Here is a 17,493-nt window from a genome sequence, read left to right as displayed (position 1 = left end):
CACCACCACAAAGTCCGCCAGCTCCGCCGCCACGCTGCCCATAATAGGCCGCTTGGTCCGGTCCCGGTCGCCGCCGCAGCCGAACAGGGCCACGGTGCGTCCCTTGGCAAAGCCCTTCACGGTGCGAAGAATATTCTCCAGACTATCCGGCGTGTGGGAGTAGTCGATCAGGACCGTGTAGTCCTTTCCCGGTGTGGGGACCACTTCCACCCGCCCCTTCACATGGGGAACTGCAGCCAGCACCCGGGCGCTCTTTTCCAGAGGAACGCCCAGAGCCAGAGCCGCACCCAGCACATCCAGCGTATTATATACCATAAACCCGCCGGGAATGCCAACTTTGATGGGCGTGCGGCTATCCTTTGTCACCGCATCGAAGGCGATGTGGTCCGCCGCAAGGGTGATATGCTCCGCCCGCAGGTCTGCCGCGGCGTGCTCTGCATAGAAGTACTGCCGACATGCGGCGTTTTGCAGCAGCCGCTCTGTCCAGGGATCGTCGGCGTTGCAGACGCCCACGTCGCAGTTCTGGAACAGGATGGCCTTGGCGTCGCAGTAGGCTTCCATGGTCTTGTGGAAATCCAGGTGGTCCTGGGTCAGGTTGGTGAAAATGCCCACCGCGTAGTGGATACCGTACACCCGATCCAGCGCCAGAGCGTGGGAGGATGCCTCCATCACCACATGGGTGCAGCCGGCGGAGCGCATCCGGGCAAACAGCTCTTGGAGCTCCAGGGACTCCGGTGTGGTACGCTCAGTGGGCACCACCTCGTCGCCGATCAGATCCTGGTTGGTGCCGATCAGGCCCACCTTGGCCCCCAGCTCCTGTTCCAGGATGGCCTTGAGCAGATAGGTGGTGGTGGTCTTGCCGTTGGTGCCGGTGACGGCCACCATGGTCATGCTGTCTGCCGGATGGCCGTAATAGTTGGCGGCCATCACCGCCAGGGCCCGGCGGGAGTTCTCCACCAGGACATAGGGCACGGAGCGGTCCTCCGGCGGTCGCTCACACACCACCGCGGCGGCTCCCGCCGCCACGGCCTTTCCGATATAGGCGTGGCCGTCGGTGGCAAAGCCGGTCATGGCCACGAAGACGTCCCCGGGTGCCGTGGTCCGGGAGTCATAGCTGATACGGGTGATCTCCGTCTCCATGTCCGCGGTGGCGGACCGCAGGGAGAGCCCTGCCAGCAGCGTTTTCAAATGCATTGTATGCACACCCCTTTTGTTCAGTCTGGCAGCAGTTTGCCGTCCCTCATTATAAACAAGGGGATTTGCAAAGTATACGGAGGAAGGTGCCAAAAACCATGCAGAACCTGCTTTCTCAATCCAGGACAGAGTTGTCGCCGAACTGGACGGTCACCACCGTGCCCGCCGCCACCTCCGTGCCCGCAGGGAGAGACTGGGTAATGGCGTAGACATTGCCGGAGCTGGCTGTGGTGGTACCGGTCACCTTCATGATAAGTCCGGCGTTGGTGATGGCCTTGTTGGCCTCTGAGGCGCTCTTCCCCACCACATTGGGCACGGTGCAGGGGGTGTCCGGCTTCTCCTGCCCCAGGTAGAGGATGATGGAGGCATTTCCCGGCACGATGGCGCCGCCGGCGGGGGTCTGGTCGGTGACCGTGTCCCCGTCCCCCACAGTGCGGAAGGTGAAGCCCAGGTCAGCCAGCCGATCTTCAGCGGCCTCCCTGGTCTGTCCCACCACATTGGGAACCGTGGTGTCAGCGCCCACCAGCTCCTCAGCGGTGTAGTCCGGCTCAACGCCCAGCAGAGGCAGGATCTCGCTCATGATCTGGCTGGCCACCGGGGCCACCATGGTGCCGCCGAACACGGCGGTGCCGGTCGTGCGGCTGGGGGTGTCCATGGTCAGCAGCATGATGTACTGTGGGTCGTCCGCCGGGGCGAAGCACATAAAGGACACCACCACGTCCTTGGTGCCGGTTTTATCCGCAGTGCCGGTCTTGCCGCCGATGCGGTAGCCCGTCACCTGTCCGTTGCGGCCGCCGCCGTCGGACACCACCCACTCCAGGCACTCCCGCACCTTGGCGGAGGTCTCCTCACTGACGACCTGCCGCACCGCTGTGGTCTCGTGCTGACTGAGGATGTTGCCCTCGTCGTCCAGCACCTGTTCTACCAGATAGGGGGTATACAGATAGCCGCCGTTGATGGTGGCTGCCTGGGCCCGGATCAGCTCCAGGGGCGTGACGTTGAAGGTCTGTCCGAAGGAGTAGGCCGCCAGGGAAACCACGTTGGAGTTGAAGCTGTCCTCATTGGCAAAGATGCCTTCCGCCTCCGCAGGCAGGTCGATACCGGTGGTCTCCATGAGGCCGAAGGACTTCAGATAGCGGTAGTATGCCTCCGTGCCGATCTTCAGGCCCATGGTGACGAAGGCCGGGTTGCAGGAGTTGCCGGTAGCCACCTTCAGGGTCTGGGTGCCGTGGCCGGCCCGCTTGGAGCAGTTGATGGGCTTTCCCCAGCCCTCCACGTGGATGGAGCCGGTGCAGGTGAAGGTGGTGTTCATGTTCACCACGCCCTCCTCCAGGGCCGTGGCCAGCGTGATGGGCTTGAAGGTGGAGCCGGGCTCGTAGGTGTCCTGATAGCACTTGTTCCGCCACTGCTTGAACTGGATGGTGGCCCGGGCATTCGCCAGCGCCTGATTGTACGCCTCCTCCGTCTCGTAGGTGCTGCGGTTCTGCTGGATCTCCGCCAGAGCGGCATCCAATTCCGCCTGAAGCCCCTCAGTATAGATGGTGGAAAAGTCTCCCGGATCATAGTTGGGATAGGAGGCCATGGCCACAATGCCGCCGGTGTTCACGTCCATGACGATGCCGGTGCCGCCGTTGGCCGCGTCGTACTTATCCAGCATACTCTCCAGGCCCTTTTCCAGGGCGTACTGGACGTTGGTGTCCAGAGTCAGCACCAAGCTGCTGCCATTCTCCGCATCAAACATCTGCTCGCCGCCGCTGAACAACAACGGCGTGCCGTTTACGTTGGTAGGCGTGATGGTCAGTCCAGTGCTGCCGCTGAGCACGTCATCATAGGACGCCTCCAGCCCGTAGGCGCCCATATTGTTGGCATTGACGAACCCTATCACATTGCCTGCCAGAGAGCCGAAGGGATACAGCCGCTTGGTGTCCGGCGTCAGGGAGATGCCTTGGAGCCGGGTGGGCCGCCCGCCGGTAGAGATGAGAACGGTGTTGCCGTCCTCGTCCACCGTGGTAAGCTGGTTCCCCTCATCGTCGATCTCTCCGTTGATGAACCGGCGGACCTCGTCGGCCACGTCCTGGTCTACCTTCTTTTTGACCTCCCAGTATCGGTTGGCGGTGTTCTCCAGGTGCTCCAGGATGGTCTCCTCCTCCACATCCAGAATGCGGCTGAGGCCCCGGGCGATATACGCCTGGTCCAGCACCTCCGGCGCCGTGTAAGGCGCTCCCTTCTCGGCAGCCTCCTCGGCCGCATCCTGGATCTTCTGCTCCTGGGACTCTACAAAGTCCTGGACGCCACCGGGATCCAGCAAGACTGTCTCCGTGGAGTAGGAGATGGCCATGATCTCGCCGTTTTTGTCGTAGATCGTCCCCCGGGAGGCGCTGATGACCATGCTGTCGGTCTGCTGGCCCACCGCCTCGGCCTTCAGTTCGTCGTGCCGGTTGATCTGCAGATCGTACAGCTTCCAAAACAGCACTGTGAAGGAGGCCACACCCAACAGCAGCATGATGAGCATCGTCCTGCCCCGGATTACCTGGTTCGCCCGGCGGGCGGCGTCGCTCTTTCTTCTGGGTCTGTCCGTCATGCCTGTTCTCCTTTCGGAACGCCGGGGCCGCTTCCCCCGTCCATACGCAATACCAAAGCAAGGAGTAAGAAGGCCCCCTTCTTACTCCCCACCGTTCGCTTCATTATAGTGCGGCCGTCACTCGAAATATTCCACCACGGCGTAGATCCCGTGGTTCAGCGAGGTCAGCAAACGGCTGAGCAGATTGGACTCCTCCTGCTGATAGACCACGGCACTGTCGCCCTCCGACAGATCGATGTAATAGATCTGGCTGCTGCTGGGCTTGCTCATGCCCGCCGCCTCCGCCACCTCTTTCACGGTGGCCAGGTCAAACATCTGCTCGTGCTGGGCGGTGAGTGTGACGTTCTCCGTCTGCAGCTCCTCCAGCTGGTTCTGGAGGGACACCACCTCGTCGGAGATGATCGTCAGCTGGATGTAGCCCATCAGCACCATCACTGCAAGGCCGATGGCCGCGCCCATGCCCAAAACGGAGAGGACGGACACCTTCTGCCGCTGGCGCACCTGCGCCTTGGAGAGACTCCGCACCCGGGGCTTCGCCTTGGGGACGGCCTCTACCGCCGTCTGGTGACGGGGAGCCTCTCCGGCGTGCCGAAGAGCGCGCTCCCGGACTTCCCGGTCCAGGTCGTACGCCAAGTCCCCATATACCGCGCTGCGGCTGTTGTACCGCAGTTCCCGCGCTACTGCCAAAGAAGGTCCCTCCTTTTGCTCCGCCATACCGGCACGGAGCCGTTCTCACACACATTAACACCGGATGGTCCCGGTGTGGTCAAAGGTCAAAGCCGCACTTTTCCGCCACCCGCAGCTTGGCGCTGCGGGCCCTTGGATTCTCCTCCAGCTCCGCGCCGCCCGCCGTGACGGGCTTGCGGGTCACCAGCCGCACCTGGGGCTTTTTGCCGCACACGCACACTGGAAACTCCGGCGGGCAGACGCATCCCCGGGCCAGCTCCGCCAGCGTCCGCTTGACGATCCGGTCCTCCAGAGAGTGGAAGGTGATGACGGCCAGGCGACCGCCGGGGTTCAGCCCGTCCACCGCCGCCCGCAGCATGGGGGGCAGGGCATCCAGTTCACCGTTGACCGCGATCCGGATGGCCTGAAAGCTCCGCTTGGCCGGGTGCTGCTTCTCCCGCAGAGCTGCGGGAGGCATGGCGCTCTTGATGATCTCCACCAGCTCCAGGGTGGTCTTCACAGGCGCGGTCTCCCGCGCCCGGACGATGGCTCTCGCGATGGCGGGGGCGTACCGCTCCTCGCCGTATTCAAACAGGATGCGCCGCAGCTCCTCCTGGCTCCAGGTGTTCACGATGTCCGCGGCGCTCAGGGGGGCGGAGGTGTCCATCCGCATGTCCAGCGGGGCGTCCTGCATATAGGAGAAGCCCCGTGAGGCGTCGTCCAGCTGGGGAGAGGACACGCCCAAGTCAAAGAGCATCCCGTCGGCGCCGCTGACACCGCACCGGGACAGGACCTCCTTCAATTCCGAAAAGTTGCTGTGGATCAGCGTCACCCGGTCCAGCCAGGGGGCCAGACGGTCCTGCGCCGCGTCGATGGCGGCCTGGTCCCGGTCGATGCAGATGAGCCGCCCGGTGGTCAGCCGCCCGGCGATCTCCCGAGAGTGTCCGGCTCGTCCCAGGGTGCCGTCCACATAGATCCCATCGGGGTGGATGTTCAGTGCTTGGATGCAGGCGTCCAGCAGAACAGGCTTGTGCGTGTATTCCATCGGCACTCACCCGCGGCTGCGCCGGACACGGGCCAGGGCGTCCATGGCCGCGGCCATATCGTCGCTCTCCAGCATCCGCTGCTCCCGCTCCGTCCAGGTCTTCTCGTCCCAGATCTCGGCGAAGGAATTCAATCCCACGATGGTGGCGGTCTTTTTCAGTCCCGCGTGGGCCCGAAGGCTGGCAGGGATCAGCACCCGCCCCTGGGCGTCCGGCTCGCACTGGACGGCGTTGGCGTACAGCAGCGTCAGCGCCCGGGCCTCTGTATAGGAGAGGTCGTCCATCTCCTCGGACATCTGGTCCCACTTGGCCTGAGGGTAAATGGTCAGGCAGTGCTCCGCGCCGATGGTAATGTAGAACGTGTCGCCCAGGGCCTCCCGCATGGCGGAGGGGATCACCAGACGGCCCTTGGAGTCGATGCTGTTGTTGGATTTTCCCAACAGCCTGGCCACGGTTGATCCCCCCTTTCCCGCGTTTTTTGGGTCTGGATGGGGTCTCTTTGGCACTTAGTCTCTACTTTTACCCACTTTTCCCCACCACATGCTCTGAGTATAAGCGAAATTGGCCGGGATTGCAAGCAGTTTTTTCCGGGAAAACCGCCGCTAAGAACGCCAAATTATGGCATTTTTCGGCCAAAATCGCCATTTTAAAACAGATGTTCGACATCTCTTCGACAAGTTTACGTAAAATAAAAAACACCCCATGACGCAAGAACTTGTGCCATGGGGTGCTTTTTTTCATTTTCTCCGCAACATCTAGAGTATTCCAAAAAAGTTTCGCCAAATCCTTTGGCGTTTTTCACAAATTTTTAAGATTACGGTTGACCTGCGGCATCACTCCTCGCCGCCATCCTCCTGGGGCAGGGTCCTGCCGTCCAGCTTGTCCCGCTGCTCCTGCATTTTGGCAGCGGAGGCACTGCGGAACCGCACCCGCTGCTGCTTCACCTCATCCAGCGCCATCTGCACCGCCTCCTCCGTGCGGGCCAGGGCGTCCTCGGCATACTCATTGGTCACCTGGTACAACTGGCGGCAGCGCTCCTCCGCCCGGGCCACCATCTGGCGGGCCTTCTCCTTGGCCGCATAGAGTACCTCGCTGTCGGACACCTTGGTCTTGGCATCCAGCTCCGCCTGACGCATCATCCGGTCCACGTCCCGCTTGGCATCCTCCACAAACTTGTCCCGGGCGGAGAGCAGCTCCTGGGCGCGCTTGATCTCCACCGGCAGCTGGGCCCGCAGCTCGTCCAGCAGATCCAGCAGCTCGTCCCGGTCCACCATGCTCATATTGGGTTTCAGGGCCGGGGACTTGGCGTCCTCGATCCGCTCGTACAGCATATCGATCAAACGGTTCACATCATTTGCCATGGGACTCATCCTTCCTTCTTTTCCGTCATCTCCCGCACCAGAGGCACGATGGACGCGGGCAAATAGTTTTCAAGCGGCTGGTGATAGCGGATCATCTCCCGAGCCATGGAGGAGCTGAAGTGCTGATATGCCGCGCTGGCAGGCAACAGCAGCGTTTCCAGCTCCGGATGGATCCCCCGGTTGATGAGAGCCATCTGATATTCCACGTCAAAGTCCGTGGTGTTGCGCACGCCCCGGACGATGGCGGAGGCATGGTGCCGCACCGCGAAATCCGCCAGCAGGCCCGGCCACAGCTCCGCCTCCACATTGGGCAGGTCCTCCACCGCCGTCCGCACCAGCTGGAGCTTCTGCTCCGGTGTGAACATCTGGTTTCGCTTTTCAGCGTTGGGGCTGACACAGACACAGACCCGGTCAAAGCAGGCAGCCGCCCGCCGGATGATATCCAAATGCCCCAGGGTGATGGGGTCGAAAGAGCCGGAGCAAATCGCTGTTCTCATGGGGGTCATTCCTCGTTTTCTCGGTCTCCGCCCCGGCGGATCAGCGTCAGGGCGATCCTGCCGTAACGGTAGGTGCGGCGCACCCGGTAGGGCGCCGCAGGCGCCGGAAGGCTCCGGTCCGCCGGGTGTTCTGCCACAATTATACCATGGGGATTGAGAATGTCAAACGCTGTCAGATGGGCGACGGCGGGCTCCAGCAGCCCCGCCTCATAGGGAGGGTCCAGAAACACGATGTCAAACCGCTCCCGCAGTGACCGCAGAAACTCCATGGAGTCCCCCGCCACTACCCGGGCCCGGTCCTGGAGCTCCGTCAGCTTCAAATTCTCCCGAATCAGCTTCACGGCGTCGGCCCGCCGGTCCACGAACACGGCAGAGGCGGCACCCCGGCTGAGGCACTCGATGCCCAGCTGGCCGGTTCCGGCGAACAGGTCCAGCACCCGGCGCCCCTCGATGTCGAACTGCAGGGCGCTGAAGAGCCCCTCCTTCACCCGGTCGGTGGTGGGGCGGGTCTCCGTCCCTTCCAGCTCCTTCAGCCGGCGGCCGCGGGCAGTGCCGGTAATCACACGCATGGTTTTTCCTCCTCTCGGTGCCTCCGGCTCTCGCGGGCGCCGGAGATCAGGTACAGGATCAGCCCCGTCCAGACGAAGCCGAACAAAATGGCGTGGGTGGCGGTGAATGCCTCTCCATACAGCGCCACGGACAGCAGCAGCTGCATGGTGGGGTTGATATACATCAGAATGCCGGAGAGGGTCATTGGCGTGGTCTTCATGCCGGCGGCGAAGAACATCAGCGGCACAGTGGTCACCACGCCGGACACCGGCAGCAGCAGCCACTGCCAACCAGAGAGGACCCCGGCGGCGCCGGTGCCGTGGGCCTCCATCCAGAAGATCAGCACCAGGGCAAAGGGCGCCAGGGTCAGCGTCTCCACAAAGGTGGAGACCGCCGCGTCGGAACGGACCTGCTTCTTCAGCGCCCCGTAAACAGCAAAGCTGCCGCCGATCACCAGGGCGATCCAGGGAATCTGCCGGTAGCGAATGACAGTGATTACCAGTCCCGCGAAGGTCACCGCCACCGCCAGCCACTGGAGCTTTGTCAGCCGCTCCCGGAACAGGACCGTCCCCAACAGGATCGCCAGGATGGGATTCATATAGTAGGCGAGGCTGGAGTCGATCATGTGCCCGTTGGCCACCGCCCAGATGTAGACGCCCCAGTTGACGCAGACCACGCAGCCCGCAGCGGCCAACAGCCCCCACTCCCTCCGGTCCCGGAACGCGGCCCGCACACCGGCCAGCCGGTCCCGCCGCAGCAGCAGGATGCCTCCGGTGAGCACCATGGACCACACGATGCGGCTGGCCAGCACATACAGGGAATCCACCTGGGCCAGCAGCTTCCAGAAGATGGGCAGCAGGCCCCAGATGACATAGCAGGTCAGCACATACAGCGGGCCCTTGTTTTTCATTGGGTCGCTCTCCTTTCCCCTCCAGCCTTCACCTCTGTGGCCTTCAGTTTCTGAAAAATCCCGTGATTTGTCTATTTTACGGCAAGCCGCGGAAGATTTCAATAGCTTTCCGCGCCGGAGCCGGGTCTTTTTTAGACTTGTACTTTCACGGGGAATCGTATATAATAAGGTTCTCAAAGTACAGGCTGTGGACAGCCGCTGTCCAGAGCAGGCGGCCCGCCGCCCTTCGTGCCAAACTCCTGGGAAAGAAAGGACGTTCTCATGATTCAATTCAAGTCTGACCACGGCGATATCACCGTCAGCAGCGCCGTCTTCTCCAACATCACCGGCATGGCGGCCACCAACTGCTTCGGCGTCAAGGGCATGGCCTACCGCTCCATGACGGACGGCCTGGTGCATCTGTTGCGCCGGGAGGCCATGAGCAAGGGCGTCAGCATCACTTATCACGACGACAACTCCATCTCCATCGAGCTCCACATCATCGTGGAAAACGGCGTCAATCTCCCCGCGGTCTGCCGCTCCATCATGAATGAAGTGCGCTATGTCGTCACCCGGAACACCGGCGTCACCGTCAAGGACGTGGACGTGTGCGTGGATTCCATGACCCTGTGAGGGAGGAACGAGACAGATGAACGAACAAATCACCGGCGCACTGTTCAAGCGGATGGTGCTCCACGGCGCAGCCGTCATCACGGCCCAGAAGCAGGCCATCAACGACCTGAACGTCTTTCCCGTGCCCGACGGCGACACGGGCACCAATATGTCCATGACCATCGGCACCGCCGTGACGGAGCTGCGCAAGAGCGAGCCCGCCACTGTGGAGCAGGCGGCCTCCGTCACGGCCTCCGCCCTGCTGCGGGGGGCCCGCGGCAATTCCGGCGTCATTCTCTCCCTGCTGTTCCGAGGCCTGTCCAAGGCCCTGAAGGGCCGGGAGACTGCGGACGCCGCCGCTTTCGCCGCCGCCATGCAGGAGGGTGTCTCCGCCGCCTACAAGGCGGTGATGAAGCCCGCCGAGGGCACGGTACTCACCGTCTCTCGTCTTGCCGCCAAGCAGGCGGTGGACACAGCCGCCGCCGGAGAGACGGACCTGGAGCGGGTCCTGGAGGACGCCATCCGGGTGGGCTATGCCGCCCTGGCCCAGACCACGGAGATGAACCCGGTGCTGAAAAAGGCCGGCGTGGTGGACGCCGGCGGCAAGGGCTATCTCCTGATCCTGGACGGCATGCTGGCGGAACTGCGGGGCGAGCCCATGCCCGAGACGGAGGCTGGCGAGTCCAGAGAGGAGAAGGCAGACTTCGCCGCCATGGCGGCGGAGGACATCACCTTCGCCTTCGACACGGTATTCATCGTCCGCAAGGCCATGGCCGATATCTCGCTGGAGCCGCTGCGGTCATATCTCAACAGCATCGGTGACAGTCTGGTGATCGGCGAGGACGATGAGGCCTTTAAGGTCCACGTCCACACCAACATCCCCGGCAACGCCCTGAACGAGGCCCAGAAGTACGGCACTCTGGAGCTGGCCAAGATCGAGAACATGCGGACCCAGGCGGACGACCTGGCCGCGGGCAAACACGTCCAGAGCACCGATGACCTGGACGCGGTGGAGGCGGAGCTGGAGTCCGTCCCCGCGGAAGAAACGCCCGCCGTGGCGGCGCCGGAGAAGCCCTACGGCTTTCTGGCGGTGTGCGCCGGGGACGGCCTGGCCGCCGTGTTCCGGGACCTGGGGGCCGACGGTGTGGTGTCCGGTGGGCAGACCATGAACCCCTCCACCGAGAGTATTCTGGAGGGCGTGAACAAGATCCCGGCGGAGACGGTGTTCGTCCTGCCCAACAACGGCAACATTATTATGGCAGCCCAGCAGTGTGCCGCCCTGACGGAGAAGCGGGTGGTGGTGATCCCCACCAAGACCGTGCCCCAGGGCATCACCGCCATGATGAACGTGGATTTCGACGCGCCGGATGCCCAGACCATTACTGACGCCATGACGGGAAGCCTCAGCTCCGTCACCACGGCCCAGATCACATACGCCGCCCGGGACTCCGACTTCGACGGCTTCGCCATCAAGGAGGGCGATTATCTGGCCCTGGAGGAAGGCAAGCTCTTCGACACGGACGGTTCCCTTGACACGCTGCTCCACAAGCTGGCGGAGGACGCCGCCGGGCGGGAGGCCTCCTTCATCTCCCTGTACTTCGGCGAGGATGTGCAGGAGGCGGACGCTCAGAAGGCCGGGGCCCTGTTTGAAGAGGTGTGTCCCGGTGCGGAGGTGGCGGTCCTCTCCGGCGGACAGCCTGTGTACTATTATATTATCAGCATGGAATAAAGCATCAGGAGGTGTTTCTGTTTCTTTCAAGCAGAGACACCTCTTTCTTTTTGAAAAGGAGGCGCCCTATGAAGACCTGGAAGCTCCTGCTGCTGGCCCTGGTGCCCGGCCTGTGGGGCTGGCTGTGCAACTGGCTCACCGCCGTGTCCCTGAACGGCCCTGCCTTCCTGTTTACACTGGCATTTTATATCCAGGTGCCTGCAGCCATCGTGTTCTGCCTCTGGCTGGGGCATCTGTGCGGCCGCTCCGAAAGGAGCTACCCCGCCTGCCTGCTGCTGACCCAGTGGCCCAGCCTGGTGAGCTTTGCCCTGTACGTGTGGCAGTTCCACTTTGTCTCCAGTGAGGCCCGGAGCTTCCTGCTGGCGGGGCTGGGGCAGTACCCCGGCCTCCCGCTGTTTTCCCTGGCCTGCCGGCTGGTGATCCCCTTTTCCAATCACAGCTGGGGGCCGCCGGAAACCTTGGCGGCCAATGCGCTCTCCCTGCTGATGCTGGCGGTGCTGTTCTCCCTGGGCTTCCTATGGGGCCGGCGGAGGCGGTGACCCGGCCCCCTCTCCTGAAAAATGCCCCAGCCCGGGCCGTCAGGCCCGGGCTGGTTCTTTAATGCCTGTACCAGATCAGCATACTGAGTTGAGTCTCCTCCGTCCCCGGGTTCCGGTAGCGGTGGGGCTGGTCCGCCGGGAAGCGCAGGGAGTCGCCGGTCCGGAGCCGGTAGGTCTCCCCCGGCAGGCCGATCTCCGCCTCCCCGGCGAAGACGGTCACATACTCCTCCGTCCCCGGCAGATAGGGCTGGGCCTCCAGTGCGCCGCCGGGGAGCATCACGATCCGATAGGTCTCGAACCCCCGCTCCCCGTCAAAGGGGAAGGCCGGGCAGTTCCGGTACCTCCCCCCATCCTCCTCCAGAATCGGCGCGTCATTGCCCCGCAGCAGCACCGGCCGCTCCCGGGCCGGCTCCACCAGCGAGGTGAAAGACACCTTGTAACCGTTGGCGATCTTCCACACCATGGAGATGGTGGGGTTCACGTCCCCCTTCTCGATCTGGGCCAGCATACTGCGGGACACCCCCGTCAGCCGGGCGGCCTCGTCCAGCGTCAGCCGCTTCTCCTCCCGGAGCCGCCGGGCGTTCTCCGACACCACTGCGTTGATCTCCAAACGTTTCTCCCCTCTCTATTGACAAGATATTAGATGAATCATATAATATACAGGAAATCCAGTATCTTGAAAAAATTCCATTGGATATTGTACTGCACCCGGAAACGGTCCGTCAAGAGCGGTGCGGTAGTTTCCCGGCGCGGCACCAAAAGGAGGAGTCGTATGCGCAGACTGAGAGCCGCCGCACTTTCCGAGGTGGAGCTGGCTATGGACATCATCAACCAGGCCAAGGCCCACCTGCGGGCACAGGGGATCGACCAGTGGCAGACGGGCTATCCGGGCCGGGACTGCCTGGAACGGGACGTCCGAACGGGAAAAGGGTATTTTCTGGAGGAGGACGGCATCCCTCTAGGCTACCTCTGCGTCGATTTCGACGGAGAACCGGCCTACGACCATCTGAACGGCACCTGGGCCCGGGAGGAGCCCTATGTAGTGGTACACCGCCTGGCCCTATCCGACGCGGCCCGGGGCCGGGGCGCCGCCGGTACGGCCTTCCAGCTGGTGGAGGACCTGTGCCGGGATCGGGGGGTCCGGGAATTTCGGGTGGACACAGACGCGGGAAATCATAAAATGCAGAATATCCTGGCCAAGCAGGGGTTTCAGTACCGGGGCACCATCCGGTTCGACAACAGTGAGAAAATCGCCTATGAAAAGCTCCTCTGACCGCCCTCCCCCGCTGAATCAGGAACAGCCGGCCCCCACCAGGGCCGGCTGTTCTCAGTTTTCCATACAGGGTTACAGGGCCGCCATCTGGGCCGCCACGCTCTCCTCGCAGCTCCGCTGAGCCTGGAGGGTTTTTTCCATCAGCTCTTCCAGCGTCCACCCCAGCCGCTCGGCCCCGGTCTTGATGACGTCCCGGGAGCAGCCGGCGGCGAACTTCTTGTCCTTGAACTTCTTCTTCAGGGAGCTGACCTCCATGTCCTGGCAGCTCTTGCTGGGGCGCATCAGCGCCGCCGCGCCGATGAGGCCCGTCAGCTCGTCCGCGGCAAAGAGGACCTTCTCCATCTCCTCCGTGGGCTCCACGTCAGAGCACAAGCCGTATCCGTGGCTGCATACGGCGTGGATGAGCTCGTCGCTGCAGCCGATCTCCGCCAGCAGCTCCGGAGCCTTTTTGCAGTGCGCCTCCGGCCACTTCTCAAAGTCCACATCGTGGAGCAGGCCCACGGCGGCCCAGAAATCCGCGTCCTCGCCGTAACCCAGCTCCTGAGCGTACCAGCGCATGACGCCCTCCACCGTCAGGCCGTGCTGGATATGGAAGGGCTCGGCATTGTACTTGCGCAGCAGCGCCAGGGCCGCGCTTCTCTCGGGACATGCTTTCATCTTTGATCGCTCTCCTTTTGTAAAATCAGACCGGGGCGGCATCCCGGGGATCCGGGTCGCCCTCCAGGGTGACGAAGTAGTCGTAATAGGGCAGCAGGAAGGTGAAGTCCTGTCTCAGGCGCTCCACGATGTCCCGGCTGAACAGCTCGTCCGTCAGCTTGTCATTGTGACAGATGGTGAAGCTCCTGGCCCGGTACCAGGGCTCCAGCAGTTTGGAAGGGGCCGGGGCCCTGGGGCGCTTGTAGTCCTCCGTCTCCAGGACAAGTTCCTTCTGGCGGTTCAGCTTCCGCATCAGCTTCTCCATGGCGGCGGGGTCCCGGTCGATCCGGGCCCGCAGCTTGGCCATCGTCAGCGGCTTGGGCATATAATACCCCATGCCGCAGGTCCACCCCTCCGGCATCAGCTCGAACCAGAAGGTGGGGTGGGCCGTCCACTCCTCCGAGGGCTGCTCGATAGAGAACCACAGGCTCTCCTTATAAGGCCCCCGGCCGTGGAGCCGCCGGACGTCCCGGTAGATCCGGGTCACCTTGCGGATGAGCCCCAGATCCGGCCGCTTGGCGGCGATGTAGTCATAGAGCTCGTCCCCCAGCTCCCGCATGGGCTGATAAAAGTGCGTCAGATAAATCTCCTTGTGAGCTTCAAACCAGGCCCGCTCGTTGTTGAAGCGGATGCCCCACATAAAGTCCACAGTCTCGTCTGTAAAGCCGGTAAACATCCCGTTCCTCCCGCTGGATTTCAAAATTTAAGATTTAGTATAACACATTTTCCGGCCATGGAAAAGAGGGGAACGGCGTTTTTTCGGCGCCCTTCCCCTCTTTCCGCTCACAGCGCCCGCTCCAGCAGGGCCATCAGCTGGTCCGCCTGACGGTAGGATTCCTCTCCCAGCTCCTTCAGCAGCCGCCCCAGGCAGGGGTCTGTGGTCTCCTCCCCCGCCCGCAGGTAGTTCATGCCGTTGCAGGCCTCCACATGGTACCGCTCCCGCAGGGCGGGGCACCAGCTATCTATGGAAATCCGTCCGCTGGCCACCGCCGGGCGGTAGCAGTTCCCAGTGATGAGGTAGTAGGCCGTCATCAGCCGCCGGGCAGCTGCGCCCGACGCGTTTGCCAAATCCCGTATCGTCCCCCGGGCGAAAGCCGGTGCCCGCCGGGCGAATGCCTGATAGGTCCGCCTATCTGCCAACTCCACCTCGATGAACCCTTCGATCACTCCCAGTTCCTCCTGCGCCATGGTGCCCATGCAGCAGGGGTTCTCCTCCGCACCGGGCAGGTGCTCCAAGTCCTCACCGGCCGGCGGCTGGGAAGCCCGCGGTGCGGCACCAGAGGCCAGGGGCGCCATCGCGGGCACCGCCGGCTCCCGCAGGTCGGGATAGGGCTCCAGGTTGGGGGCCACCCGCCGCCAGATCTGGTCGTATTTCCGGAAGTCATAGGTCTCCGGAGTATGTATGGTCTGTTCCATCCAGGTCCCTCCTTTTCTCCCCAGTGTATGCGCTTGGGAAAAAACGGTTCCTGTTGCAAAAATCACACGTATGAAATTCGCCCCAGGGTTAAAATATCATAGGACGAGAGTTCCCTTTTTCATTGCTTTTTCCCGTTGTTTCTGTTAAAATAGGGAAACTGCGAGGATTGATGCCAGCAAAGGAGGTTCCGATTGTATGCTGGAATTGAAACATATCAGCTACGCCGTCCGGGAGGGCGACAGTGAGCTGGGGATCTTAAACGACATCTCCCTGACCATCGACGACCACCGACTGGTGGTGTTCACCGGTCCCAACGGCGGCGGCAAGACCACCCTGGCCAAGATCATCATGGGTCTGGTGAAGCCCACCGGCGGCCAGATTCTGTGGAACGGTCAGGATATCACGGACCTGGGAATCACGGAGCGGGCCCGTCTGGGCATCAGCTACGGCTTCCAGCAGCCCCCCCGGTTCAAGGGGCTGACGGTCCGCAACCTGCTGACCATCGCCTCCGGGAATGAGAAGCTGTCCAAGGACCAGTGCTGCCAGTACCTGACGAAGGTGGGCCTGTGCGCCAATGACTATCTGGACCGGGAGGTGGACGCCTCCCTCTCCGGCGGCGAGGTGAAGCGCATCGAGATCGCCACTATCCTGGCCCGCAGCAGCCAGCTGATGATCTTCGACGAGCCGGAGGCGGGCATCGACCTGTGGAGCTTCGCCCGGCTGACAGAAACGTTTGAACAGATCCACGCCAGCGGCACCGCGACCATGATTATCATCTCCCACCAGGAGCGGATCATCTCCCTGGCAGACGAGATCATCGTGGTGGGCGACGGGGAGCTGCGCCACCGGGGCACACCCGAGGAGATCCTGCCCCAGATCCTGGCGGACACCCTGTCCGGGTGCCCGGTGCTGACGAAAGAAGGTGCTGCTGTATGATGGACACACAGGTGGACCGGGAGCTGCTGGAGAAGATCGCGGACCTGATCGGTAAGCCCGTAGGGGCCTTCAACATTCGTAAGGACTGCGGCTGTGACGGCCGGGTGTCCACGGAGCACATCAAGATCGACGACCGGACCGACGGCCACGCCGGCATCGACATCCGGATTCTGGACGGGACCAAGGGCGAGACCTGCCACATCCCCGTCATCATCACCAAGTCCGGTGTGGAAGAGACGGTGTACAACGACTTCTACATCGGCGAGGACTGCGATGTGGAGATCGTGGCCGGCTGCGGCATCCACAACTGCGGCGACCAGGAGTCCCGCCACGACGGCATCCACACCTTCCATGTGGGCAAAAACTCCCATGTCCACTACTCAGAAAAGCACTACGCTGAGGGGGACGGCAGGGGCGAGAAGATTATGAACCCCCAGACCATCGTGTATCTGGAGGAGGGCGCCTCCATCCAGATGGACACGGTGCAGATCCGGGGCGTGGACTCCACCAAGCGGTACACCAAGATCGTCTGCGGCAAGGGGGCCGAGGCCGTCATCACAGAGCGGCTGCTGACCCACGGCCGCCAGGTGGCGGACAGCGACATGGTCATCGAGCTGAACGGTGAGGACGCCAAGGGCCGGGTCATCTCCCGGTCTGTGGCCCAGGACGAGTCCTCCCAGGTGTTCCGCCCCTGCGTGGTGGGCAACGCCAAGTGCTTCGGCCATGTGCAGTGCGACTCCATTATTATGGGACAGGCCAAGATCAGCTCCGTGCCGGAGATCGCCGCCAACGACACCGAGGCCCAGCTGATCCACGAGGCCGCCATCGGCAAGATCGCCGGGGACCAGCTGCTGAAGCTGGAGACCCTGGGCCTCACCGAGGAGGAAGCGGAGGACCGGATCCTCAAGGGATTTTTGGCATAAAGACAGACCGCGGGGCGGCTGGCCGGAGGGCCGGCCGCCTTTTTTGCTTCCCCGCCCCCAGAGAGGGGGCTTTCTTCCGGAGGCGCCGCAGGGGCGGCAATCTGCCGCCCGGGTGGATTCAGCCATGAGGATGGCTGGGCAATGCGCCCCCCATTTTCTTTTCGGTCTTGCCGAAAAGAAAATGGGCCGCGCCCGGTCCAAAAGAAAAGGCCGCTTTTGGCGCACGCCGGCGCATTCGCGCCTCTGTGCTGACGGGGGTCGGCGTATCGGTGCAAGCGCCGATTTGGGCTTGCCTTCGGGCACGCTATCATCTTCTGCGAGGTCGTGACTGCTGTCCCGTGGCGGATGGTGCCGACAGCGTCGGGGTGCAAGGATGCATTCGACCAGCTTCTCTTTCCGCGCCTTCCGCTTCGCTAGGCGCTGCCTGCTTCTTCGCGGGAGTGTGAGCGGCAGCGGGGAGAGGGGCAGGGGGTATCCCTGTACCTCCCCGGGCTGGAGGTTTCCCCAAGGGCGGCGCGTTTCCGTCTCTGACTGCCGCAAGGGACTGCCAACCTTCCCCCGCCGGCGGCAGGAGGGCTGCGCCTGCGC

Annotated in this window: 19 protein-coding genes; 6 read left to right on the top strand and 13 right to left on the bottom strand. The window is 63.0% G+C overall.

What is annotated here, in order from left to right; all coding sequences use genetic code 11:
• From HMPREF1546_RS06540 to rarD, 9 genes are all read right to left on the bottom strand, one after another.
• A partial coding sequence (locus tag HMPREF1546_RS06540) for a UDP-N-acetylmuramoyl-L-alanyl-D-glutamate--2,6-diaminopimelate ligase (protein ID WP_021751790.1) occupies nucleotides 1–1,194 on the bottom strand: 1,194 nt, incomplete at its 3' end.
• A 115-nt stretch (nucleotides 1,195–1,309) separates the two neighbouring features.
• The gene (locus HMPREF1546_RS06535) at nucleotides 1,310–3,775 is read right to left on the bottom strand and encodes a penicillin-binding transpeptidase domain-containing protein (RefSeq protein ID WP_021750857.1); all 2,466 of its coding nucleotides are present in this window, start codon (nucleotides 3,773–3,775) and stop codon (nucleotides 1,310–1,312) included.
• 117 nt (nucleotides 3,776–3,892) lie between these two features.
• Nucleotides 3,893–4,462 (bottom strand): hypothetical protein, encoded by a 570-nt coding sequence (locus HMPREF1546_RS06530; RefSeq protein ID WP_301546175.1) that lies wholly within the window; start codon nucleotides 4,460–4,462, stop codon nucleotides 3,893–3,895.
• A gap of 79 nt (nucleotides 4,463–4,541) precedes the next feature.
• Nucleotides 4,542–5,486, bottom strand: coding sequence for a 16S rRNA (cytosine(1402)-N(4))-methyltransferase RsmH (gene rsmH, locus HMPREF1546_RS06525; protein WP_021750859.1), 945 nt, complete (start codon nucleotides 5,484–5,486; stop codon nucleotides 4,542–4,544).
• A gap of 6 nt (nucleotides 5,487–5,492) precedes the next feature.
• Nucleotides 5,493–5,936: a division/cell wall cluster transcriptional repressor MraZ gene (gene mraZ / locus HMPREF1546_RS06520; RefSeq protein WP_021750860.1), complete on the bottom strand. Its 444-nt coding sequence runs from the start codon at nucleotides 5,934–5,936 to the stop codon at nucleotides 5,493–5,495.
• Nucleotides 5,937–6,317: 381 nt separating this feature from the next.
• Nucleotides 6,318–6,845: a hypothetical protein gene (locus HMPREF1546_RS06515; protein WP_036631124.1), complete on the bottom strand. Its 528-nt coding sequence runs from the start codon at nucleotides 6,843–6,845 to the stop codon at nucleotides 6,318–6,320.
• Between the two features lie 5 nt (nucleotides 6,846–6,850).
• Nucleotides 6,851–7,342, bottom strand: a complete 492-nt coding sequence (coaD, locus tag HMPREF1546_RS06510; RefSeq protein ID WP_036631125.1) for a pantetheine-phosphate adenylyltransferase — start codon at nucleotides 7,340–7,342, stop codon at nucleotides 6,851–6,853.
• Nucleotides 7,343–7,347: 5 nt separating this feature from the next.
• Nucleotides 7,348–7,911 carry a 16S rRNA (guanine(966)-N(2))-methyltransferase RsmD gene (rsmD, locus tag HMPREF1546_RS06505; protein WP_021750864.1) on the bottom strand — a complete coding sequence of 188 codons (564 nt, stop codon included), beginning with the start codon at nucleotides 7,909–7,911 and terminating at the stop codon, nucleotides 7,348–7,350.
• The gene (gene rarD / locus HMPREF1546_RS06500; protein ID WP_021750865.1) at nucleotides 7,902–8,801 is read right to left on the bottom strand and encodes an EamA family transporter RarD; all 900 of its coding nucleotides are present in this window, start codon (nucleotides 8,799–8,801) and stop codon (nucleotides 7,902–7,904) included. Before rarD ends, rsmD begins: the two co-directional genes overlap by 10 nt.
• Before the next feature lie 261 nt (nucleotides 8,802–9,062).
• Between rarD and HMPREF1546_RS06495 the strand changes: the two genes are divergently transcribed.
• From HMPREF1546_RS06495 to HMPREF1546_RS06485, 3 genes are all read left to right on the top strand, one after another.
• Nucleotides 9,063–9,413, top strand: a complete 351-nt coding sequence (locus tag HMPREF1546_RS06495) for an Asp23/Gls24 family envelope stress response protein (protein ID WP_021750866.1) — start codon at nucleotides 9,063–9,065, stop codon at nucleotides 9,411–9,413.
• Nucleotides 9,414–9,429: 16 nt separating this feature from the next.
• A complete protein-coding gene (locus tag HMPREF1546_RS06490; protein ID WP_021750867.1) occupies nucleotides 9,430–11,121 on the top strand; it encodes a DAK2 domain-containing protein in 1,692 nt (563 codons plus the stop codon).
• Between the two features lie 68 nt (nucleotides 11,122–11,189).
• Nucleotides 11,190–11,660: a hypothetical protein gene (locus HMPREF1546_RS06485; protein ID WP_021750868.1), complete on the top strand. Its 471-nt coding sequence runs from the start codon at nucleotides 11,190–11,192 to the stop codon at nucleotides 11,658–11,660.
• Nucleotides 11,661–11,718: 58 nt separating this feature from the next.
• Here the strand turns inward: HMPREF1546_RS06485 and HMPREF1546_RS06480 are convergent, their stop codons facing one another.
• On the bottom strand, nucleotides 11,719–12,270 hold the full coding sequence (locus HMPREF1546_RS06480; RefSeq protein WP_021750869.1) for a helix-turn-helix domain-containing protein: 552 nt from the start codon (nucleotides 12,268–12,270) through the stop codon (nucleotides 11,719–11,721).
• Nucleotides 12,271–12,432: 162 nt separating this feature from the next.
• Here HMPREF1546_RS06480 and HMPREF1546_RS06475 point away from each other — a divergent pair, with 162 nt between their 5' ends.
• On the top strand, nucleotides 12,433–12,933 hold the full coding sequence (locus HMPREF1546_RS06475; protein WP_021750870.1) for a GNAT family N-acetyltransferase: 501 nt from the start codon (nucleotides 12,433–12,435) through the stop codon (nucleotides 12,931–12,933).
• Nucleotides 12,934–13,005: 72 nt separating this feature from the next.
• Here HMPREF1546_RS06475 and HMPREF1546_RS06470 read toward each other — a convergent pair whose 3' ends face one another.
• The 3 genes from HMPREF1546_RS06470 to HMPREF1546_RS06460 form a co-directional block, all read right to left on the bottom strand.
• Nucleotides 13,006–13,590, bottom strand: a complete 585-nt coding sequence (locus HMPREF1546_RS06470) for a hypothetical protein (protein ID WP_021750871.1) — start codon at nucleotides 13,588–13,590, stop codon at nucleotides 13,006–13,008.
• Between the two features lie 25 nt (nucleotides 13,591–13,615).
• Complete coding sequence (locus HMPREF1546_RS06465; protein ID WP_021750872.1) at nucleotides 13,616–14,305, bottom strand: DUF2461 domain-containing protein; 690 nt, start codon at nucleotides 14,303–14,305, stop codon at nucleotides 13,616–13,618.
• Between the two features lie 107 nt (nucleotides 14,306–14,412).
• Nucleotides 14,413–15,045: a hypothetical protein gene (locus tag HMPREF1546_RS06460; protein ID WP_021750873.1), complete on the bottom strand. Its 633-nt coding sequence runs from the start codon at nucleotides 15,043–15,045 to the stop codon at nucleotides 14,413–14,415.
• 196 nt (nucleotides 15,046–15,241) lie between these two features.
• On the opposite strand from HMPREF1546_RS06460, the gene HMPREF1546_RS06455 reads away from it, so the two are divergent.
• Together HMPREF1546_RS06455 and HMPREF1546_RS06450 are read left to right on the top strand one after the other, a co-directional pair.
• Complete coding sequence (locus HMPREF1546_RS06455; RefSeq protein ID WP_021750875.1) at nucleotides 15,242–15,982, top strand: ABC transporter ATP-binding protein; 741 nt, start codon at nucleotides 15,242–15,244, stop codon at nucleotides 15,980–15,982.
• Entirely contained in the window at nucleotides 15,979–16,905 is a 927-nt protein-coding gene (locus tag HMPREF1546_RS06450) for a SufD family Fe-S cluster assembly protein (protein ID WP_021750876.1), read from the top strand. Before HMPREF1546_RS06455 ends, HMPREF1546_RS06450 begins: the two co-directional genes overlap by 4 nt.
• Nucleotides 16,906–17,493 lie beyond the last annotated feature (588 nt).

The organism is Oscillibacter sp. KLE 1745, from assembly GCF_000469445.2.
GTDB lineage: Bacteria > Bacillota > Clostridia > Oscillospirales > Oscillospiraceae > Oscillibacter > Oscillibacter welbionis.
Note: the sequence above shows the minus strand (reverse complement) of the source record. Positions and strands in the feature narration are given on the sequence as shown.

What these genes read in the sequence shown, in the direction of transcription:
- HMPREF1546_RS06535 (WP_021750857.1), bottom strand. Translation starts at nt 3,775, where the DNA reads ATGACGGACAGACCCAGAAGAAAGAGCGACGCCGCCCGCCGGGCGAAC.
- rsmH (WP_021750859.1), bottom strand. Translation starts at nt 5,486, where the DNA reads ATGGAATACACGCACAAGCCTGTTCTGCTGGACGCCTGCATCCAAGCA.
- HMPREF1546_RS06515 (WP_036631124.1), bottom strand. Translation starts at nt 6,845, where the DNA reads ATGGCAAATGATGTGAACCGTTTGATCGATATGCTGTACGAGCGGATC.
- coaD (WP_036631125.1), bottom strand. Translation starts at nt 7,342, where the DNA reads ATGAGAACAGCGATTTGCTCCGGCTCTTTCGACCCCATCACCCTGGGG.
- rsmD (WP_021750864.1), bottom strand. Translation starts at nt 7,911, where the DNA reads ATGCGTGTGATTACCGGCACTGCCCGCGGCCGCCGGCTGAAGGAGCTG.
- rarD (WP_021750865.1), bottom strand. Translation starts at nt 8,801, where the DNA reads ATGAAAAACAAGGGCCCGCTGTATGTGCTGACCTGCTATGTCATCTGG.
- HMPREF1546_RS06495 (WP_021750866.1), top strand. Translation starts at nt 9,063, where the DNA reads ATGATTCAATTCAAGTCTGACCACGGCGATATCACCGTCAGCAGCGCC.
- HMPREF1546_RS06490 (WP_021750867.1), top strand. Translation starts at nt 9,430, where the DNA reads ATGAACGAACAAATCACCGGCGCACTGTTCAAGCGGATGGTGCTCCAC.
- HMPREF1546_RS06485 (WP_021750868.1), top strand. Translation starts at nt 11,190, where the DNA reads ATGAAGACCTGGAAGCTCCTGCTGCTGGCCCTGGTGCCCGGCCTGTGG.
- HMPREF1546_RS06475 (WP_021750870.1), top strand. Translation starts at nt 12,433, where the DNA reads ATGCGCAGACTGAGAGCCGCCGCACTTTCCGAGGTGGAGCTGGCTATG.
- HMPREF1546_RS06470 (WP_021750871.1), bottom strand. Translation starts at nt 13,590, where the DNA reads ATGAAAGCATGTCCCGAGAGAAGCGCGGCCCTGGCGCTGCTGCGCAAG.
- HMPREF1546_RS06465 (WP_021750872.1), bottom strand. Translation starts at nt 14,305, where the DNA reads ATGTTTACCGGCTTTACAGACGAGACTGTGGACTTTATGTGGGGCATC.
- HMPREF1546_RS06460 (WP_021750873.1), bottom strand. Translation starts at nt 15,045, where the DNA reads ATGGAACAGACCATACATACTCCGGAGACCTATGACTTCCGGAAATAC.
- HMPREF1546_RS06455 (WP_021750875.1), top strand. Translation starts at nt 15,242, where the DNA reads ATGCTGGAATTGAAACATATCAGCTACGCCGTCCGGGAGGGCGACAGT.
- HMPREF1546_RS06450 (WP_021750876.1), top strand. Translation starts at nt 15,979, where the DNA reads ATGATGGACACACAGGTGGACCGGGAGCTGCTGGAGAAGATCGCGGAC.